Here is a 19886-nt window from a genome sequence, read left to right as displayed (position 1 = left end):
CATGACGGTCACGACAAAGCAGGGCAGAGCGGACAAGGCCGGTACGGCGCCTGAGCGTCGCAGCCGGGGCAGGCCGCCGCTACGCTCCGACGATGAGACGCGCGCGATGATCTACGAGGCGGCGCGGCGCGAATTTGCCGCCAGGGGTTTTGCGGCGACCAACATGGACGATGTGGCGCGCCGCGCCGGCATCTCCACCAAGACGCTCTACCGGCTCGTTCCCGGCAAGCAGGCTCTGTTTGAAGGCATGGTCGCGGACCGGATGGACCGGTTCGTTTCGGGCGTGCGGCTGCGCGCCTGCGACGGCAGCAACATCAAGGGCGCGCTACGCGAGGCCTGCCTTGCCTGCGCCGAGCTGATCCTGGATGGCGAGGTGATTGCACTGCAGCGTCTGATCCTCGCCGACAGCGATCGATTTCCCGATATCGCCGAGACTTTTTACAGGAGTGCGATGCGGCGAACGGTGGCCACGCTGGCAAACTGGTTGCGCACGCAGGAGGGGCGCGGCCTGATCACGCTTCGGGAGATTGATCCGGAGGCGGCGGCCGGCATGCTGCTCGGCATGCTCGTCTTCGAGCCGCAGCGCTCCGTTGTGTTCGGTCGTCAGCCGCCGCCCGATCGTGCCGAACTCGAGCGCCGCGCCGAGGCCTGTACAACCCTGTTCCTGGAGGGATGCGCCGTCCGGCGCTGACGGGCGCATGATCCGGAAAAGCGGGTACCGGTTCTCCCTCGCGACAGACGCGAAGCGTTTGCGCGGAGATCATGCTCGAACAAAAAGATAGAGCAGGAAGCAAAAATCATCCCGCTCTATCCATTCCTGTGGAGAGCTGTCCCAATCGGGTCCATGCGTGGAACTTCGTCCGGGGTTCCCGGTTTGTCAAAATTGGGGACGGGCGTCTCGTCAGGGCACGGACATGGCTCGCATAAATTTGCTTCGGACTTCAGTCCTGACAATTCTCCTCGTCGTTCCAACAGGAACCCTGATGGCCCGCGATGATGGACGTTATTCCAACTCGCCACTCAAACCCTGGTTCGACAGCCTCAAGAGCAAGCTCGGGCCCTGCTGCTCGGATGCCGACGGCGTCGCGGTGGCCGATCCGGATTGGGAGTCCAAGGATGGGCATTACCGGGTCCGTCTGGAGGGACAATGGATCATGGTGCCGGATGAGGCCGTAATCACCGAGCCGAACCGCGCCGGCCGGACCATGGTGTGGCCGATGAAAGGCAGCACGGGAATCACGATCCGCTGCTTCCTCCCGGGCAGCATGACGTAGAACTGGATAAGATCACGCCGAAGTCCATCCGCGATGGACGCTGCGCTCCCTCACCCGGATCGCATCTGGCGATGCGCTCCGACCTCCCCCGCAAGCGGGGGAGGTGAAGCAAACTCGCGGCCGGGCCGCACCTCTAAAACGACTCCGCCCAGGGACGCAGGTCGAGCTCGTGGGTCCAGGCGCTGCGGTGCTGATGGTGCAGCACCCAATAGGCCTCCGCGATCGCGGCGATGTTGAGGAGGCCGTCGGGTCCGCGCTCCTCCTTCAATTGGGGGCGAAAAGTCAGCAGCCGATCGCCCTCGATGCCGCCGTCGATCACGACATGGCCGACATGGATGCCCTGGGGACCGAATTCCCGCGCGATGCTCTGCGCCAGCGCGCGCAGCGCGGCCTTGGCGGCGGCAAATGGCGCGAAATTGGCCTTGCCGCGCAGCGAGCCGCTCGCGCCCGTGAACACCAGCGTGCCGCCGCCGCGCGCAAGCAGTGCGGGGATTGCCGCCTGCGCCACGTGAAACCCGCCGAGTGCATGCTCGCGCCAATGTGACTCGAACTGCTCCTCGCTTACCTTCAGGAACGGCGCCCAACGGTTCGAGCCGGCATTGTGCACCGCCATCGCAAGCGGCGCGAGCTGTTGCGCCGCCTCGACGAAGCGCGCGACATCGGCCGGCTTGGAGGCATCGCCAACGACATGGGCGACCTTGGCGCCCGCAGCCGCAAGCTCCGCGGCTGTCACTGCGAGCTTCTCGGCATTGCGGCCTGCGATTGCGACCGGGTATCCGCCCGCGGCGAACCGGCGGGCGATGGCCGCGCCCACCCCCTGGGAAGCGCCGACGCCTGCGATCAGCACGCTGCCTTGCGGGGCCGTCGGTTCGAGAACGGATGGGCTCGCCATGATTGATCCCCTGGCTTTGAATGACAGGCATAATACAAGCAGGGGTTGATATAGGCGGGCATCTTGTCAATGCGAAGCCCGGCCGATCACCTTTTTGGCATGCGCTTGGGTCCCAAAAGCGCTTTGGAGCGAAGCGGATGCCGGTTCGCGTGCAGAAAACGCGTCAAGACGATAATCTAATACTTCGGTTCTGATTGGCCGTCATTGCGAGCGAAGCGAAGCAATCCATCTCTCCGCTTGCTGCGGCATGGATTGCTTCGTCGCTTCGCTCCTCGCAATGACGGGGCAATCAGAAACCGAAGCTCTAAGCGTCCTCCGGCTTTTGCGGATTGCCGAGCCGCGCGAAGATGACGGCGAGGATGCAGCCTGCGACGATGCCGAAGGTCAGATCCTTGAAGATCGTCAGCGCGAAGGTCGGCACCAGCACCACGCCGCTGCGCCAGTCCTTCACCAGGCGGACGAATTCCTCCTTCTCCGCCATGTACCAGCAGACCACGACCAGGACGCCGGCGAGCGCCGCGAGCGGGATGTAGCGCGCCAGGGGTGCGGCAACGAGCATGAATAGCAGCAGATAGACGGAGTGCAGCATGCCGGAGAGCGGGCTGCGGCCGCCGGCGCGGATATTGGTTGCCGTGCGCGCGATGGTGCCGGTGACGCTGATGCCGCCGAACAAGGCGGAGGCGATGTTGGCAATGCCTTGCGCGACCAGCTCCATGTTGGAACGGTGCTTGCGGCCGGTCATGCTGTCGGCGACCTTTGCCGACAGCAGGCTTTCGACACCGCCGAGCAGCGTGAACGAGAACGCCGCCGGCAAGACCTTCAGCAGGAGATCATAGGAGATATCAGGCACATGCGGTGCCGGCAGGCTGTGGGGGATTTCACCGAAACGGGTACCGATGGTCTCAACCGGCAGTTGTAGCACCAGCGCGACGACCGAGGCGATCGCAATGGCGATCAGCATTCCCGGCCAGGTCGGCCGCCACTGCCGCAACACGAAGATCATCGCGGCCGTGCCTGCGCCAATGCCGAGCGCGGACCAGTTCAGGGTCGGAAGCGCCTGGCCGAGCACGATCAGCTTGGCGAGCAGAGGGCCCGGTTCGGGACCGGCGAGCGTCAGGCCGAACAGGTCAGTGATCTGGCTCGCAAAGATGGTCACCGCAATTCCGCAGGTGAAGCCGACGGTCACGGGATGCGGCATGTAACGGATCAGCGATCCGAGACCCGTCGCGCCGATCAGGGTCAGCATCACCCCGGACACCAGCACGGTCAGCAACAGACCATCGAGGCCGAGCTGGGCGACGGTCGCCGCCACCAGCACGATGAAGGCGCCTGCCGGTCCGCCGATCTGAAACCGGCTTCCGCCAAGCGCCGACACCAGGAAACCGCCGACGATCGCGGTGAAAAGTCCGCGTTCCGGCGTCACCCCGGAGGCTACCGCGATTGCCATCGAGAGCGGCAGCGCGACCACCGCCACGGTGAGGCCCGCCACGGCATCCTGTCGGAGTTTGTCGAGGCTGTAGCCTTCGCCCAGGGTGGTCACCAGTTTCGGGCGATAAAGGTGGGCCGTCGAAGAACCGTCGGACATGCGGTCAACCGAGAGGGCGGGAGGTTTTTGTGAGAGAGGGCGGGAGTTTCTTGCTTGGTAGTTAGCCGAATCGTGCACAGCAAGAAATGCGCCTGATCGACAAACCTGCCCGGACAAATACGGGGTTGACCGCAATTTCCCGCCTAGGATGCAATCTTGCGGTATGCAGCCGCGGCGCGCCGGAGCAGCCGCCCTTTCTCCTTCTTATCCAGCAGCTCGAGCGGTTTCCGCGGGCCGCCCGCGCGGGTTGTCTTGACGCGCTGTTGCAGCTCTGCCGCGAGCGCTCGCGCGGCCTCGGCGTCGTGCAGTTCGCCGAGAATCTGCTGTGCCTTGCGGAGCTGTTTCACGATCGCGCGCCACGGCGCAAAATCGCCCTTCGACAGCACGTCTTCGGAGAACTCGATCGCATAGCGCAGCCGTTTGCTGGCCAGGCGCACCCGGTGCTGCTTGCGTTTGCCCATTCCCTTCAGACCGCGGCTGTTCTCGACGAGCTTTTCATGCCAGCCGGCGAGCCGGCGCGCGTGATACTCGGAGGCAGGCGATGCCCGGAGTCGCACCAGGCGGCGGTCGCTCATATCAACCCATGGACCGTGGTTGACCCAATCGACGATGTCCTTGAACCACTGGCGATAGCGGTCTGACGTCAGCGCCCGCCTGAGCTGCCGCTGGCTCTCGACCCGGGCTGTCCTGAACAACCGCTCGCGCGGAGCATTCCCGATCGCGACATCGAGGTCGCGCGTGGCGCCAAGATATCCGTTAAGCCATTTCAGCTCGGACTTCAGGCGCGTCCATTCGGGATCCTCCACCATCGGCTCAAAGAAAGCGATCGCCGCGCGCAGGCGGGTCAGCGCCACCCGCGTTTGATGCACCGCAACGGTATCGCCGTTACGGGCGCCGCGATGGTGAGCCTTGACGTCTTCGAGGCAGGCGGAAGCGACAAGACGAAACACAGTCGCACAGGGCATTTCGCCGCTCAGCCGTGCAGGGGTCCGCTTGGGGCGGGAAATACGCTCCTTCGCAGACCTTTTCGATCGCTTCATAAGTGACTCACGTCCCGGATTAGGAGCCGCGAGTCCTCGTCCGGCGGTTCCTGCCTCGATCAAACGGTTTTTGGAGGCAGGCTGTCAAATAGGCATTGCGCCAGATCAAGCAGCAATCCGTCGCACTTTACCTCTCCCGCTTGCGGGAGAGGTCGCTGCGCCTCCGGCGCAGCGGGTGAGGGCTCTCTCCTCACCGATAGTCGTATCGTGGAGATACCCCCACCCCAGCCCTCCCCCGCAAGCGGGAGAGGGAGCGCAGCGTCCATCGCGGACGCGATTGGAATGATCTAATTCGAGATCGTTACTTCTCGATCCAGGCGTCGCGAAAGCCGTCATTGACACCGATCGCTGTCGTGATGAGGTTCTTCACCTTGCAGCGCGTAATAGTTGGAAACTGCAATTCCAGCATCCAGGCGACCGGGACATCCTCGACCAGGATCTTCTGCGCCTTCTCGTAGATCTCCTTACGCTTGGAGTCGGGCGTCGCGATCGCGCCTTCAGCGAACAGCTTGTCGATTTCGGGGTTCGAGTATCCCTCGACATTGTTGAACATCTGTCCTTTGGCGATGGCGGTGGAGACGTAGTTGCGGCCGACGCCGAGCGCCGGATCGCCGTACTGATAGAGATAGGTGAAGGCGATGTCGTAGTCCCAATCGCTGATCTTCTGGTTGCCGCCGGGCACGTCGGTCGCGATCATCTCGATGTTCATGCCGACATCCTGCAGGTTCTGCTTCACGGCTTCGCCCCAGCGTTGCCAGGTCTCGCCATAGGCAAGTGGCAGCAGGCGGACCTTCTCGCCATTGTAGCCGGCCTCCTTGAGCAGCGCTTTGGCCTTGGCCGGGTTGAAGTCGTATTTCGGCACGTTGTCGGTATAGAACTTGATGGCTGAGGACGAGGGACCGGTGGCGACCTTGCCGAGCCCGTTCCAGATCACGTCCTTGGCGAAGTTGCGGTCGATCGCATACATGATCGCCTGACGCACTTTCTTGTTCGCGGTCGGCCCCTGGCGGTTGTTGAGCCACAGCCAGGCGAGCGGGCTGAAGAACTCCCAGCCGGCACCGGTCACGCAGGTGTCCTTGAGCTTCGACAGGCGCGGCACGTCGAAATTTTCCACGGAGCCGCCGGGCAGCACGTCGACCTTCCCGGTCTCATACGCGACCGAACGCGCCGCGGCGTCGGGAATGATTTGCCAATAGATCTCATCGAGATAGGGCTTGCCCTTCTCATGGTAGTTCGGGTTCTTCACGAGGTGGATGAACGAGCCCTTCTTCCACTCCTTGAACATGAAGGGACCGGTGCCGATGGGCGCATTGTTGTAGGGGTTGGTCTTGAAGTCGGTGCCCGCATAGAGGTGCTTTGGGATCATCGGCATCGAGCCGACCTCGAAAATGCCAAGGAACGGACCGAACGGCTCCTTGAGCGTGAACACCACGGTGAGGTCGTCGGGTGCCTCGACCTTCTCGACCTGCAACAGGTTATTGCGGGCGCGCGCGTGTGTCTGCTTGAGCATGTCGATCGAGAACAGCACGTCGGCCGAGGTGAACGGCTTGCCGTCATGCCAGGTCACGCCCGGCTTGAGCTTGAAGGTGTAGACCTTGGCGTCTGGGCTGACGGTCCAGCTCTCCGCGAGGCCGGGAAGCGGCTCCAGTTTCGGGCTGTAGCGCAACAGCCCTTCAAAGATATTGCCGGCCACCATTTGCGTGGGGCCGTTCTGGATCATCGCCAGCATCAGGCCAGGCGGTTCGGGCTGGATCACTGTGTTGATCACGCCTCCCATCTTTGGCGATTCTTGCGCCATCGCGGTGCCAACGCTTGCGGTGGTGAGGAGGAAGGCAACCAACAGCCGTTTGAACATGACCTGACTTTCTCGCATCGGAACAGCCGCAATTCGCTTCCGAACGGCGGCTTTCCGGGGAGGCTCACATAACCGCGATTGCCCCGGCAAGATGAAAGTCTCGACATCGTCAGCCCAAAAAATATACAGGGATTGGTACGCTTTCCCGCGAGGTCAGACGTGAACACGGACACCCACATCATCCGAAGTGACGGTATTGCCGCGATGATCAAGGCCGCCGGCGCCGAGCTCTGTTCGCTGAAGACTGCGGACGGGCTCGAGCTGTTGTGGCAGGCCGGGCCGGAATGGCCGCGGCATGCGCCGCTGTTGTTTCCGATCGTGGGGCGGCTGAAGAATGATGGACTGCGCCACAAGGGGAAGATCTACCCGATGACGCAGCACGGCTTCGCGCGCGATCAGCGGTTTGAATGGGTCGCGCGCGAGGACGCGTCCTGCAAGCTGGTGCTGGCGGACAATGACGCGACCCGCGCCCGCTATCCCTTCGCCTTCCGCCTGGAGGTGACCTATGCGGCACGAGGCGCCGATCTGGAGGTGACGTTCGAGATCGCCAACCCCGGTGATGAGACGCTGCCGGCGTCGCTCGGCGGACATCCTGCGTTTGGCTGGCCGCTGCTTCCGGGGCTTGCGAAGGAAGCCTACGCGCTGACCTTCTCGAACGACGAGCCCGCGCCGATCCGGCGGCTCGAAGGCGGTCTAATGCGGCCGGATGCGCAGCCATCTCCGGTCAAGGGCAGGACGCTCGCACTCTCCGAGCGGCTGTTCGACGATGACGCTGTGATCCTCGACCGGCTCGCAAGCACGTCGGTGCGCTATGCCGCCGATCGCGGGCCATCGATCGAAATTTCCTGGGACGGTTTCCGCGAACTCGGCATCTGGTCAAAGCCCGGTGGCGCGCCGTTCCTGTGCATCGAGCCGTGGCACGGCTTTGCCAGCCCGGCGGATTTCGACGGCGAGTTCGCAGGCAAGCCCGGCCTGATGCAGATCGCGCCGGGGGCAAGCCGATCGCTGAGCTACCGAATTCGCGTCGCTAGTTGAAGGCCATGCCGCCGCTCATCGCGACCGTTTGGCCGGTCATGTAGGCGTTGCCGATCAGCATCATGACAGCCTGCGCGACTTCGTCGGCGGTGCCGAAACGGCCGAGCGGGATCCGGCTGACCAGACCGGGCTGGCCCTTCATCATGTCGGTCTCGATCAGCGAGGGCGCGACCGCGTTGACGGTGATGCCTTCCTTGACCAGGCGGGCGGCATAGCCGCGCGTCAATCCCTCGACGCCGGCCTTCGATGCGTTGTAGTGCGGGCCGATCGCGCCGGCGCCCCTTGCGGCGCCCGAGGAGATGTTGATGATGCGGCCCCATTGCTTCGCCCGCATCGCCGGCAGCACCGCCTGCGTGCACAGGAACACCGATTTCAGGTTCACCGTGATGGTCTGATCGAAGTCGGCTTCGGTGAGATCGTCGACGCCGCGCGTGATCGCGATGCCGGCATTGTTGACGAGGATGTCGATCGGGCCGAGTTCGGCCGTGGCGCGTTGTACGAGTTGCGCAACCGCCGGGCCTTGCGAAACGTCCGCGGCGATCGCGATCGCCTTTCCGCCCGAGGCCGTGATCGCCTTTGCCAACGCATCCGCCTCTCCCGCACGCTCGCGATAGTTGATCGCCACGGCCGCGCCTTGGTCCGCCAACGCGTGCACGATCGCAGCGCCAATGCCGCGCGAACCTCCGGTCACGAGCGCCACATGGCCGCGCAATGTCGCTGTCGTCATCATTCTCTCCATTCAGAAGGCCGCAACGGCACGTTACACGAAAAAGGCCGACCGCAATCGGCGGCCGGCCTTTTACGTTCAACCTCGATCGGCTTAGTGGCCGGCGGGCGCCGAATAGCCACCGGTGAAGTAGCTCGGCGCGTAGCCGTAGAACTCGGGCGCCGGCGCGGGGGCGCGCCACGCCGCATACGCATTGTAATCACGCGGCTGCTGGCGCACCACGACACGATCCGACTTCTTGTAGTGATGCCGCTGCGCGGCCGCAGCGAACTGTACGGACGATGCAATAATCAAAGCTGACCCAAGGATGGTGATGAAGGTCTTCATGTGGTTCTCCCGGCTTTATCACGCTTTGTCGGCGAGGCCTGCGCGGCTCGCACCTCAGCGCAATGAGGAGATAGCGATGTGCGCCGACGGTTATAACGGTTGTGCCCATCACGAAGCGGCGAGCAAATTTCTTGGTCACGGCTAAATATTCAGCAGGCTTTACAGGGCGGTCGCGGTATCATGGGCTTGCCGGTGCGCATCCGGTTCAATAAGGCAAAGTATTCTCAACGAGTGAAGCCGATGAAGAAGTTTTTACCAGTTCTGCTGTTGGTCGCCTCGCCGGTCTGGGCGCAGACGCAGCTTGTGCCAAAGGACACCAAGGGTGCGACAAAAGGCGCGGCCGCGCGGGCCGACGATTGCGCCCCGATCGGCCGCACTGCGAAAGGCGAACTGGTGTACGCGATGAAATGCGAGAACCTGCCGGCGCCGCCTCCACCGCCACCGCAGGCCGAGGTGAGGGAGGCGCCGTCGCCCGAGCCCGAGACGCAGCGCAGCGGACTGTTCGGCTGGTCGTACGATCGGAGAAACTAGGCCGACATTCCCCTCTGGAATGGTCCTTGCTTCCGACTGCGCGCTGCAATGCGGTAGCGAACGACCGTTCCCAGCCACAAGAGAAGAGATCGATGAGCAAACTGATTGTCCATGCCGGAGACTTCAAATTCGATGCGCGCTTTGAAGAGGCGCTGGCGCCGAAGACGGTTGCGGCGTTCCGCAAGGCGATGCCGTTCGAGAGCCAGGCGATCCATGTCCGCTGGAGCGGCGAGGGGGTCTGGATGCCGCTCGGCGATCTCGACTTCGGCGTTTCCTACGAGAACCACACCAGCTATCCGGCGCCCGGTCAGATCATCCTCTACCCCGGCGGCATCAGCGAAACCGAGATCCTGCTCGCCTATGGCGGCGTGCATTTCGCGAGCAAGATGGGCCAGCTCGCCGGCAACCATTTCATCACGCTGACGTCGGGGCTCGAGAACCTCGTGACCTTCGGCAAGACCGTGCTCTGGAAGGGCGCGCAGAAGATCCGTTTCGAGGAAGTGTAGTGGCAGAAGCGAGATATCCGCGCGATCTCCGCGGCTACGGCCGCAACCCGCCCGATCCGAAATGGCCGGGCAATGCCCGCATCGCCGTGCAGTTCGTGGTGAATTTCGAGGAGGGCGGCGAGAACAACGTCCTGCATGGCGACAGCGCCTCCGAAGCGTTCCTGTCGGACGTGCTCGGCGCGCAGCCCTGGCCCGGCCAGCGCCATGCCAATATCGAATCGATGTTCGAATACGGCTCGCGCGCCGGCTTCTGGCGGCTGTGGCGCCTGTTCGGCGAGCGCAAATTGCCGACCACCGTGTTCGGCGTCGCAATGGCATTGAAGCGCAATCCCGAAATCGTCGCCGCGATGAAGGAGGCGGGCTGGGACATCGCGAGCCACAGTCTCAGATGGGTCGAGCACAAGGACATGTCGGAGAGCGAGGAGCGCGCCGAGATCGCGGAAGCGATCCGCGTGCATACCGAGGCGACCGGCGCGCGGCCGCTCGGCTGGTACACCGGTCGCTCCTCCATCAATACGCTCAGGCTTTTGATGGAAGCGGGCGGTCTCGCATATCTCTGCGATTCCTATGCCGACGATCTCCCGTACTGGATCAAGGCCGACGGCGTCGAGCCGCATCTGGTCATCCCCTATACGCTCGATGCCAACGACATGCGCTTCGTCAACCCGCAGGGCTTTGGCGGTGGCGATCAGTTCTTCACCTATCTGAAGGACAGTTTCGATGTGCTCTATGCCGAGGGCGAGACCTCGCCGAAGATGATGTCGGTCGGCCTGCATTGCCGTCTGGTCGGCCGTCCCGGCCGCGCCGCGGCGTTGATGCGCTTCCTCGACTACATCGCAAAGCACGACCGCGTCTGGGTGCCGACGCGGCTGCAGATCGCCGAGCACTGGCACGTCCATCACAAGCAGCTCGCCGAACAGGCCTTCAACATCGGATAGGGCGATGTCGATAACGATCGCCGATCTCAACAGTTCCAGCCGTGACGAGTTCATTGCGGCGCTCGCCAATATATTCGAGCACTCGCCGTGGATCGCCGAGCAGGTAGCGACGCAGCGGCCGTTCGCCGGCATCAACGTGTTGTTCAGGGCAATGAAAGCTGCGGTCGAGCGCGCGCCGGCCGAACTCCGCCTCGCGCTGATCAAGGCGCATCCCGATCTCGCCGACAAGACCCAGCGCGCCGCGGGCCTTACCGCCGAATCCAATGCCGAGCAGCACAGCGTCGGTCTCGACCGATTGTCGGATGCCGAATACGACGCGTTCGAGCGCGTCAACAACGACTATCGCTCGAAATTCGGCTTCCCCTATATCGTCTGCGTGCGCCGCCACACCAGGGATTCGATCCTGCGCGATTTCGAGCGGCGGCTGCCGAACGATGTGCCGACCGAGATGCAGAGATCGATCGAGGAGATCTGCCGCATCGCGGCGCTGCGTCTCGATCAGCTTGTGACCGCTGAGGATCGCCTTCCGGTGCACGGTCGCCTCTCCACGCATGTGCTGGACACCCATAGCGGCAAGCCTGCCGCCGGCATTGCGGTCGAATTGATCGAGCTGTCCGATCTCGGCTTGAGCCGCGTGGTGACGCGCAGGGTGACCAACGCCGACGGCCGCACCGATCAGCCGCTGATCGGCGGCCGCCCGGTGCCATCAGGGAAGTACGAGCTCCTGTTCAGCGTCGGCGAGTATTTTGCGAGCCGGCAGGTGCCGCTCTCCGATCCGCCCTTCCTCGACCGCATCCCGCTGCGCTTTGCCGTGAGCGAGCCCGAAGGCCACCTCCACGTGCCGCTGCTGGTGACGCCCTGGAGCTATGCGACCTATCGCGGGAGCTAAAGCCCCTCATGGTGAGGAGCGCGCAGCGCGTCTCCGGACGATGCTTCGCATCGCCTTGAGAACCATGAGGCCCCCGCTGTGGCCTCATCCTTCGAGACGCGCGTTCCGCGCTCCTCAGGATGAGGGGCGGCAGGTGAGCATGCCTCATAGATCACTTTGCCGTGCCGGAAGCTTGCCCGATGGCACAAACGTTGCTCATTATTGATGGGTCGGGCGCAACGCTCGGGTTGAATTTACCGACTGAACGGGAGGCTTTCACGTGCCGCTGATCAAGAACCGCTACGGCAAGGGCCGCGTCCGCGTGATGCGCATTCATCGCGACGGTGACAGGCACGAGGTCAGCCAGCTCAACATCAAGGCGATGCTCGAGGGCGATTTCGCCCGCACCTATACGAATGCGGACAATTCCGACACGGTGTCGACCGACACCATCAAGAACGTCGTCAACGTCGTCGCCCGCGAGAACACCGCCCTCTCGGCGGAAGACTTCTGCCAGGTCTTGGCGCAGAAGTATTTCGACACCTATCCGCAGGTGTCATCGGTGTCGATCACCTCGCACGAGACCAGGTGGAACAGGCTGAGCTTCGGCGGCAAGCCGCATCCGCACAGCTTCGTGCTCGACGGCAACGGCAAGCCGACCGTCGAACTCGTCGCGAGCAGAGGCGGACCGATGGCGCTCGCCTCGGGCGTCGACGGCTTCGCCTTCATGAAGTCGACCCAGTCGGGCTGGGAGAATTACGTCAAGGACCCCTACACCACGCTTGCCGAGACTCACGACCGCATCTGCGCGACCAGCATGGTGGCGTCATGGAAATGGTCGGGCACGCCCGCAAGCTATCCGGCGACGAACGCGAAGATCCTCGACACGCTGCTCGAAGTGTTCTCGACCACCTATAGCTGGAGCGTGCAGGACAGCCTCTATCGGATGGGCGAGGCGGCGCTCGCGGCGGTGCCGGAGATCTCCGAGATCAGCATGGCCTGTCCGAACATGCATTTCATCCTGATGAACCTCTCCGCCTTCGGCCTAGACAACAACAACCAGGTGTTCCTGCCGACCGACGAGCCGCACGGCCAGATCGAGTGCACGGTGGGTAGGGGATAAGCCTCTCTCCTGTAGGGTGGGCAAAGCGCAGCGTGCCCACCATCTATCCACCACTGCCCGTGTAGGGTGGGCACGCTTCGCTTTGCCCACCCTACGCATTAGCCACCGCGGTACTTCTCATGCAGTGCCGGAAACAACCGGTCCGGCTTGAACGGCATTGTGGTGAAGCGGATGCCGGTGGCGTTGGCGATGGCGTTGCCGAGCGCGGCGGCGACCGGGTTGTAGGGACTCTCGCTCATCGACTTCGCGCCCATTGGCCCGACCGCATCCGACGTCTCCGCGAAGAAGACGTCCGTGCGCGGCACATCGGCGTAAGAGGGCAGGTGATAGTCGCGGAACTTCGGATTGATCACCCGGCCGCCATCGTCGATGACGAGCTCCTCGTAGAGTGCTGCCCCCAGCGATTGCGCGACGCCGCCCTCGATCTGCCCGCGGCATTGCATGGGGTTGGCGACGCGGCCGGCGTCGGCCGCCTGCACGCTCTTCAATATCCTGATTTCGCCGGTGCCTTTGTTCACGGCGACGCGAAAGCCCTGCACGTTGAAGGCCACCGAACGCGGCGTGCCATGCGCGCTGCCGCTGGCTTCGAGCGTGTTGCCCCGCGCCTTCGCGGCCTTCGCAAGCTCAGCGAACGATAGACGCTGCTTGCCGCAGACAACAGTTTCGTCATCCAGCAAGCATAGCTCGGCATTCACTTCGGTCGCCTCCGCCGCGAGCGCCTTGATCGCGGCGGCAAGATTCTCCGCCGCGTGCTGCGTCGCGCGCCCGGCCACAAAAATGCCGGCGCTGCCATAGGCGCCGGTGTCGTGGCCGCCATGCGCGGTGTCGGATTGCTTCAGGACGATGCGGTCGACCGTCGTCGCCAGCGCGCTCGCCGCGATCTGGCGATGCACCGTGCTGGTACCGTTGCCGAATTCGGCCGTGCCGACCGTCAGCTCGAAGCCGCCATCCTCGCGCAGGGCGATTTTGGAATCGGAGAGATGTCCGGCCGGTGGGACGGTGTCGATCATCGTCAGCGCCATGCCATCTCCGACCAGCCACTCGGGCGACAGTCCGTGCTTTGGCGTTTCGTCCGCCATCGCGCGCTCGACCAGGTCGAGGCACTGGTCCAGGCCATAAGAGCCATAGAGCACGTCGTGATATTGGGAAGGCGGCGGCGATAGCATGGAATCGCCGGGCTTGACGACGTTGCGCCGGCGGAAGTCGAACGGATTGATGCCGAGCTGATTTGCGAGCTCGTCGATCGCCGCTTCCACGGCGAACAGGCCTTGCGGCAGGCCGTAGCCGCGGAAGGCGCCGGCCGGCAGCGTGTTGGTGTAGGCGACGACGGCGTCGACCTTCTTGTTCGGACAGTTGTAGACGCTGAGCGATTCCGCCACCGCATGAAACAGCACCGGGCCGGCATGGTTGCCGTAGGCGCCGGTGTTGGAGAGCACGTCGAGCTGCAGCGCGGTCAGTCTGCCGTCCCTGTCGGCGCCGGCCTTCACCGTGACGCGCATCGGATGCCGCGTCGAGGTGCCGATGAACTGCTCCTCGCGGGTGAATTCGAGCTTGACCGGGCGTCCGGTCTTGAGCGCGGCCAACGCAAGGATATCCTCGACAAACATCTCCTGCTTGCCGCCAAAGCCGCCGCCGACCCGTTCGCAGAACACCCTGATCCTGTCAGGGGACAGATCGAAGATCTGCGACAGCCCGCGCCGGGTCAGGAACGGCACCTGCGTGCTGGAGCGGACGTTGAGGACGCCCTCAGTGTCGATCCAGGCGAGCCCGCCATGGGTTTCCAGCGCCGCATGCTGGACCCGCTGGGTCGTGAACGTCCCCTCATAGGTGACGGCGGCCTCCGCCAGCCCCTTCGCGACGTCGCCATATTCGCCATGAGTTTCCGCCACAAGATTGCGCGCGGGGGCGGTGATGCGCTGCTCGACCGTCTTGTCGCCATGCAGGACCGGCGCGCCCGGCGCGATCGCCTCCGCCGGGTCGAACACCGCTGGCAATATCTGGTAGTCGACCTTGAGGCGGCGGCAGCCTTCTTCCGCCGCGGCCTCGGTCTCCGCCACGACGGCGGCAACCTTCTGGCCGATGAAGCGGACGACGTCGTCGAGGACGCGCGTGTCCTCTGGGTCCATCCAGTCCTTCTCATGCCGTGCGGTCGAGAACAGGAGTTTTGGTGCGTCTTCATGGGTCAGCACCGCATGCACGCCCGGCACCGCGAGCGCCGTGCTCTTGTCGACCCTGACGATCTTCGCGTGCGGATGCGGCGAGCGCAGCAGCTTGACGTGCAGCAGGCCTTCCAGCTTGGTATCGAAAGTGTAGAGCGCCGCTCCGCGCACCACGAGCGGCCCGGCCGGCGCCGGCAGGCTGCGGCCGAAGGCGGTGCCGGCGCCGGCGTCCTCGATATTGCTCTTGCCGTCGAGCGCGTCCTTGATCGAGCCGTAACCGGTGCAGCGGCAGATATTGCCCTTCAGCGAGGCGCCGAGATCCTGCCGCTGCGCCTGGTTCAGCGATGCACAGGTGAGGATCATGCCGGCGGTACAGAACCCGCACTGGAATCCCTGCGCATCGAGGAAGGCCTGTTGCAGCGGATGGGTGCCGCCGTCAGGCGCAAATCCCTCGATGGTGGTGACCGAATGCCCGTCGGCGCGGAACGCCGGGATCAGGCAGCTATGCACCGGCTCGCCGTCGAGCAGCACGGTGCAGGCGCCGCAATCGCCGGCGTCGCAGCCTTTCTTGACGCCGAAATGCCCGAGGTCGCGCAGGAAGGTGCGCAGGCATTGTCCGGCCTGCGGCGTTTCCGAGAATGTCTTGCCGTTGATGTCGAAGGTCATGGCTGCGCCCCGAGTTCGGCGCGGATCTCCTCCGCGAGCCGCAGCGTCATGTGCTTGCGCCAGATCGGTTTGCCGTGGATGTCGGTATGATAGAGATCGTCCGGGATGCGCTGCAGGATCGTCTCGCGCAGTTCTTCCTGTTCCGGGATAGTGGCAAAGGCGAGCTTGATCGGCCTTATCGTCGAGGCCGTCACGGTCAGCGCAAAACCACCCTGGCTGTCGATGCTTCCGATCAACAGTGCCGCCGAACGGCCGACCGGCGTCAGCGAGATCTGGCGAAACGCCGAACGTCGTTGCAGCGCCGCGAGCGGAATATCGATCTGCCGCAGCAGGTCGCCGGGTTGAAGCACGTTCCGTTGATTGCCAGTGACGAAGTCGATGACTGGAATCTTGCGCTCGCCGCGATCGGCCTGCCAGATCGTGCAGACGCCGTCGAGCGCGCTAGCCAGCGAGATCATCGGTCCGGCCGGCAGCGACATGCAGATATTGCCGCCGACGGTCGCGGTCTTCCAGATCTTGAATGAGGCGAGGAAGGAGCGACAGCATTGGTTGATCAGCGGCGAGGCGATCCAGTCCGGCGGGCAGGCAAAGCCGTCGAGCTGCGCCACCGTGCAGGTGGCGGCGATGGTGAAGTCGCTGTCGCCGATCGTCAGCGCCGGCCATTTCAGATCGGTGAGATCGATCAGCCGCCTCAGATGCGCCTGCGGCTCCGAGAACAGCCAGGTGCCGCCCGCGAGCCAAGCATCGCCTGCCGTCCAAACAGGCAGTTGCGCCCGGGATTTCGGATGGGCGACCTCCGTAATCGTATTCAAGTCCATGGGTACGGCAACGCTTTCAACTGAATGCATCCTCACTTAACAAGTCTTGCAAGACCGACGCCAATTGTTTGCCATAATTGGGACGGTCCTTGCATTGAACCAAACACCGATGCTTCTCGATAGATGGTGGGATCATGGACCAAACACAGCCGACCTGGATCAAGGATCCGCTTTCCATTCTGGCAGAGGGCGCCGAACGCGGCGTCGTGGTGCAGGGTGGCAAGATCGTCGAACTGGTCGGCCGCGGCAAGGAGCCAACGGCTACGTCGGTAACGGTGTTCGACGCAGGCGAACACGTTGTACTGCCGGGATTGATCAATACCCATCATCACTTCTACCAGACCCTGACGAGGGCGCTACCGGCCGCGCTCGACCGCGAGCTGTTCCCCTGGCTCAAGGCGCTTTATCCGGTTTGGGCGCGGCTGACGCCGGAATCGCTCCAGCTCGGCGTCACCGTCGCAATGTCGGAACTGCTGCTGTCGGGCTGCACTACCACGACCGATCACCACTATGTGTTTCCCGCCGGGCTCGAGGAAGCCGTCGATATCGAGGTGGCCATCGCAAGGCGCCTCGGCTTGCGAGTGCTGCTGACGCGCGGCTCCATGAATCTGTCCGTGCGCGATGGCGGTCTGCCGCCCGATAGCGTCGTGCAGGATGAGGATACGATTCTGGCCGACAGCGCGCGCGTGGTCGCGAAGCATCACCAGCGCGGCGCGGATGCGATGGTGCAGATCGCGCTCGCGCCATGCTCGCCGTTCTCGGTGACATCATCGTTGATGCGGAAGACCGCCGAGCTCGCCGACAAGCTCGATGTCCGCCTGCACACCCATCTCGCCGAGACCGAGGACGAGAACAGGTTCTGCGAGGAGAAGTATCGCTGCCGGCCGCTGGACTATCTCGAACAATGCGGCTGGCTGAATGGGCGCACCTGGCTGGCGCACGGCATCCATTTCAACGCCGACGAGATGAAGCGGCTCGGCAAGGCCGGGACCAGCATCAGCCATTGCGCCTGCAGCAACCAGGTGCTTGCGTCAGGCTGCTGCCCGGTTTGCGAGATGGAGGAGGCCGGCGTCGGCATCGGGCTTGGCGTCGACGGCTCTGCCTCCAACGACGAATCCAATCTGATGCAGGAGGTACGCGCCGCGTTCCTGGTGCAGCGGGCGCGTTACGGCGTGGGCCGCGTCAGCCACAAGGATGCGCTGCGCTGGGCGACCAAGGGCTCCGCTGCCTGCGTCGGCCGTCCCGAGCTCGGCGAGATCGCCGTCGGCAAGGCCGCCGATCTCGCCCTGTTCAAGCTCGACGAGCTCCGCTTCTCCGGCCATGGCGATCCGCTCGCCGCGCTGGTGCTGTGCGGGGCGCACCGCGCCGACCGCGTGATGGTCGCGGGCAACTGGGTCGTGATCGACGGCGCGATCCCAGGGCTGGATGTCGCCGACCTGATCCGCCGCCACACCGCCGCCGCTCACGCCATGCAGTTGGGCTGATGTCGCCGGCGCCCACACTCCGTCGCCTGGCAAGGAACGAATAGGACGTACCGAAGCCAAACACTTGGACGCTTTGCGCTGAGAGAAGAAGGCCGGTCTGAATGAGGCGGGCTTAAGCATGTAAACTCGCCTGCTATCGACCTCGTGTATCCGCGCGCCATGCCCGAGCTTTCGCGGTTGTCTCTTCGACGAAACTGGTTTTTCCGTTTCGATAGGCTTCTATGTCTTCTCTCGAGGACGCAGCAAGGGCTTGCTTGATGTTGGCGTAGGCGCGGGCTGCCGCAGGGTGTGCGCGAAGATAATCCCGAAACACCAGAAGCGCTTCCCAGCGAGGATGAGATGGCTCCATCAAGTGCACGTGGTGGGTCCATGGTCCCGGAGGTCCCTTCCGGAAGAACAATTCGCCGGGGAGCCATGACGTGTACTCCGATACATATCTGTAGCCGAGTTCCTCGATCGGCTCGACGCATCGTTCCCTCGCCTCGTCAAGCGAGGGTACACCAACCAATAGGTCGATGATGGGCTTCGATGGCAGACCTGGAACCGCAGTGCTTCCCACGTGCTCGATGGCCAAACCGAACGAGCCGAGAGCATTCTTGATCCTCGAGCGCTCCTGCTCAAACAAGCCTGGCCAGTTGGGATCATAGTCGGAGACGACAATTAACCCGGCTCCGTATTTTTCCATGCCGGACCCCCCTCGCTTTTCACGGAACCTTACCACGCAGCTGGCGGCCCGGGCTTCACTACCCGGTTATCGGTGCGCGTTCCTCTGCGCTACGAGACGAACGCCTTTTTCCTTGATGAGACCAAGACTACGTCAGGCGGACATCGGTGCCAACAGAGCCGGAGCACTACTCAGCAGGGATGCTCAATGGCTGCCGCAATTCATCGAACGCGCGTTTCGCTACCGTCGCCGCGCCTTGCATCGCAAGCGCGGCCATGATCGCGGCGACGATGACATCGGGCCATCCGGTACCCGTGCCGAAGACACCCAGCGCGGCGAATAGAACGGCCGCGTTGCCGAGCACGTCATTGCGCGTACAAATCCAGGCGGACCGCATATTTGCATCGCCGTGGCGGTGGGCCCATAGCAATGCGAACGATGCCGCATTCGCCGCCAAGGCTGCAAGCCCGACGGTGCCCATCGTGAAGGCGCTTGGTAACGTGCCTTGTACGGTATGCCAAACGACGGTGCCGACAACCCACAGGCCAAAGGCCCCCATCGTCGCACTTTTGGCCAGCGCAGCCGATGATCGGTAGCGCAAGGCCATTCCAACGACAAAAAGGCTGATGCCGTAGTTTGCCGCATCGCCAAGGAAATCAAGGGCGTCGGCTTGGAGCGATGCCGATCCCGCCGCAAGTCCGGCGGCGACCTCGACCACAAACATGGCAGCATTGATAGCGAGAACAGTCCATAACGCCCGCCGATATTTGGCGGCGGTGCCTTTGGGGCTACCGAAATCCAGGGGCGGCGGTGTGCAGCAGCAATCGGCCATGGGCCGAGGATAGGCTTGGGATCCGCTGTTAGCAATTGGCTCTAGTTCAGCTATGGCCTGCTTCGCTACGGGCGCAAGGACGATATCGGCACGTGGGTGCGACACAACAACCCGACGGGCAAATCACCCAAAAGTCTGTCCACCCCTCACGCGAAAAATATTCCGCTTCCGTCGTCGGGCAAATCAGTGATTTAACTCCGCGCGTCTCACCCGAATGAGGGGTGGCTCGCGATCGTCACGAACGTTGCGGTGAGATGCGGTGGACGCGGGTGTTGCGACTGACGAGCGTGACACTCACGGACGGCGAAGTCGTGTGGTTCTGGCGCCCCGACGCTGGCGCTAAGCTTGCGGGAAGTATCCCGCAGGTGACGGTGGCAAGAAAGCCCGGTCACCGGGGAGAGCACGAAGTAAGCCGTAAAACCATCGCGCAGGGAAAGCCGGAGTTGCTTCGGTTGACCTGTGGTCCTACCCCCGTGCTTTTTGTTGCACGGGGCCCACGGGTGCAACCGGCACCCGGCTTTCCCTGCGCCCTCTGTTCGATGAGAGGGTGAAACGAGACGCA

Annotated in this window: 18 protein-coding genes and 1 pseudogene; 9 read left to right on the top strand and 10 right to left on the bottom strand. The window is 63.7% G+C overall.

The window, feature by feature from the left end:
* Position 1: 1 nt before the first annotated feature.
* Positions 2–691 (top strand): TetR/AcrR family transcriptional regulator, encoded by a 690-nt coding sequence (locus ACVJGD_RS14565; protein ID WP_456634987.1) that lies wholly within the window; start codon positions 2–4, stop codon positions 689–691.
* 223 nt (positions 692–914) lie between these two features.
* Positions 915–1274, top strand: a complete 360-nt coding sequence (locus tag ACVJGD_RS14560; RefSeq protein WP_456634986.1) for a hypothetical protein — start codon at positions 915–917, stop codon at positions 1272–1274.
* Between the two features lie 133 nt (positions 1275–1407).
* Here ACVJGD_RS14560 and ACVJGD_RS14555 read toward each other — a convergent pair whose 3' ends face one another.
* The 4 genes and pseudogenes from ACVJGD_RS14555 to ACVJGD_RS14540 all read right to left on the bottom strand — a co-directional run bounded on the left by ACVJGD_RS14555 (position 1408) and on the right by ACVJGD_RS14540 (position 6646).
* A complete protein-coding gene (locus tag ACVJGD_RS14555; protein WP_456634985.1) occupies positions 1408–2166 on the bottom strand; it encodes an SDR family NAD(P)-dependent oxidoreductase in 759 nt (252 codons plus the stop codon).
* Between the two features lie 346 nt (positions 2167–2512).
* Positions 2513–3751 (bottom strand): annotated as a pseudogene (locus ACVJGD_RS14550) (SulP family inorganic anion transporter); the annotation flags it as partial.
* 143 nt (positions 3752–3894) lie between these two features.
* Positions 3895–4716: a CHAD domain-containing protein gene (locus tag ACVJGD_RS14545; protein ID WP_456634984.1), complete on the bottom strand. Its 822-nt coding sequence runs from the start codon at positions 4714–4716 to the stop codon at positions 3895–3897.
* Between the two features lie 376 nt (positions 4717–5092).
* The gene (locus ACVJGD_RS14540) at positions 5093–6646 is read right to left on the bottom strand and encodes an ABC transporter substrate-binding protein (protein WP_456634983.1); all 1554 of its coding nucleotides are present in this window, start codon (positions 6644–6646) and stop codon (positions 5093–5095) included.
* Between the two features lie 159 nt (positions 6647–6805).
* Here ACVJGD_RS14540 and ACVJGD_RS14535 point away from each other — a divergent pair, with 159 nt between their 5' ends.
* On the top strand, positions 6806–7681 hold the full coding sequence (locus ACVJGD_RS14535; protein WP_456634982.1) for an aldose 1-epimerase family protein: 876 nt from the start codon (positions 6806–6808) through the stop codon (positions 7679–7681).
* On the opposite strand, the gene ACVJGD_RS14530 is transcribed toward ACVJGD_RS14535, so the two are convergent.
* On the bottom strand, positions 7674–8408 hold the full coding sequence (locus ACVJGD_RS14530; protein WP_456640254.1) for an SDR family NAD(P)-dependent oxidoreductase: 735 nt from the start codon (positions 8406–8408) through the stop codon (positions 7674–7676). The genes ACVJGD_RS14535 and ACVJGD_RS14530 overlap by 8 nt on opposite strands.
* A gap of 93 nt (positions 8409–8501) precedes the next feature.
* Complete coding sequence (locus tag ACVJGD_RS14525) at positions 8502–8735, bottom strand: hypothetical protein (protein WP_456634981.1); 234 nt, start codon at positions 8733–8735, stop codon at positions 8502–8504.
* Positions 8736–8975: 240 nt separating this feature from the next.
* Here ACVJGD_RS14525 and ACVJGD_RS14520 point away from each other — a divergent pair, with 240 nt between their 5' ends.
* The 5 genes from ACVJGD_RS14520 to pucL all read left to right on the top strand — a co-directional run bounded on the left by ACVJGD_RS14520 (position 8976) and on the right by pucL (position 12701).
* Positions 8976–9266 carry a hypothetical protein gene (locus ACVJGD_RS14520; RefSeq protein ID WP_456634980.1) on the top strand — a complete coding sequence of 97 codons (291 nt, stop codon included), beginning with the start codon at positions 8976–8978 and terminating at the stop codon, positions 9264–9266.
* Between the two features lie 92 nt (positions 9267–9358).
* Positions 9359–9772: a DUF3830 family protein gene (locus tag ACVJGD_RS14515; protein ID WP_027579045.1), complete on the top strand. Its 414-nt coding sequence runs from the start codon at positions 9359–9361 to the stop codon at positions 9770–9772.
* On the top strand, positions 9772–10710 hold the full coding sequence (gene puuE, locus ACVJGD_RS14510) for an allantoinase PuuE (RefSeq protein WP_456634979.1): 939 nt from the start codon (positions 9772–9774) through the stop codon (positions 10708–10710). The genes ACVJGD_RS14515 and puuE overlap by 1 nt, the downstream gene beginning before the upstream one ends.
* A gap of 4 nt (positions 10711–10714) precedes the next feature.
* The gene (gene uraD / locus ACVJGD_RS14505; RefSeq protein WP_456634978.1) at positions 10715–11599 is read left to right on the top strand and encodes a 2-oxo-4-hydroxy-4-carboxy-5-ureidoimidazoline decarboxylase; all 885 of its coding nucleotides are present in this window, start codon (positions 10715–10717) and stop codon (positions 11597–11599) included.
* Between the two features lie 259 nt (positions 11600–11858).
* Positions 11859–12701, top strand: coding sequence for a factor-independent urate hydroxylase (gene pucL / locus ACVJGD_RS14500; protein WP_456634977.1), 843 nt, complete (start codon positions 11859–11861; stop codon positions 12699–12701).
* Positions 12702–12799: 98 nt separating this feature from the next.
* Here pucL and ACVJGD_RS14495 read toward each other — a convergent pair whose 3' ends face one another.
* Together ACVJGD_RS14495 and ACVJGD_RS14490 are read right to left on the bottom strand one after the other, a co-directional pair.
* Complete coding sequence (locus ACVJGD_RS14495) at positions 12800–15526, bottom strand: molybdopterin-dependent oxidoreductase (RefSeq protein WP_456634976.1); 2727 nt, start codon at positions 15524–15526, stop codon at positions 12800–12802.
* Positions 15523–16344, bottom strand: coding sequence for an FAD binding domain-containing protein (locus tag ACVJGD_RS14490; RefSeq protein WP_456634975.1), 822 nt, complete (start codon positions 16342–16344; stop codon positions 15523–15525). The genes ACVJGD_RS14495 and ACVJGD_RS14490 overlap by 4 nt, the downstream gene beginning before the upstream one ends.
* 134 nt (positions 16345–16478) lie before the next feature.
* Between ACVJGD_RS14490 and ACVJGD_RS14485 the strand changes: the two genes are divergently transcribed.
* Positions 16479–17828 carry an 8-oxoguanine deaminase gene (locus ACVJGD_RS14485; RefSeq protein WP_456634974.1) on the top strand — a complete coding sequence of 450 codons (1350 nt, stop codon included), beginning with the start codon at positions 16479–16481 and terminating at the stop codon, positions 17826–17828.
* 133 nt (positions 17829–17961) lie between these two features.
* On the opposite strand, the gene ACVJGD_RS14480 is transcribed toward ACVJGD_RS14485, so the two are convergent.
* Together ACVJGD_RS14480 and ACVJGD_RS14475 are read right to left on the bottom strand one after the other, a co-directional pair.
* On the bottom strand, positions 17962–18513 hold the full coding sequence (locus ACVJGD_RS14480) for a GrpB family protein (protein ID WP_456634973.1): 552 nt from the start codon (positions 18511–18513) through the stop codon (positions 17962–17964).
* 166 nt (positions 18514–18679) lie between these two features.
* Positions 18680–19324, bottom strand: coding sequence for a cation transporter (locus tag ACVJGD_RS14475; protein ID WP_456634972.1), 645 nt, complete (start codon positions 19322–19324; stop codon positions 18680–18682).
* Positions 19325–19886 lie beyond the last annotated feature (562 nt).

This window comes from Bradyrhizobium sp. USDA 10063 (assembly GCF_054063735.1).
The sequence above is the reverse complement of the archived record's forward strand: the minus strand, read 5'-3'. Positions and strand labels throughout refer to the sequence as shown.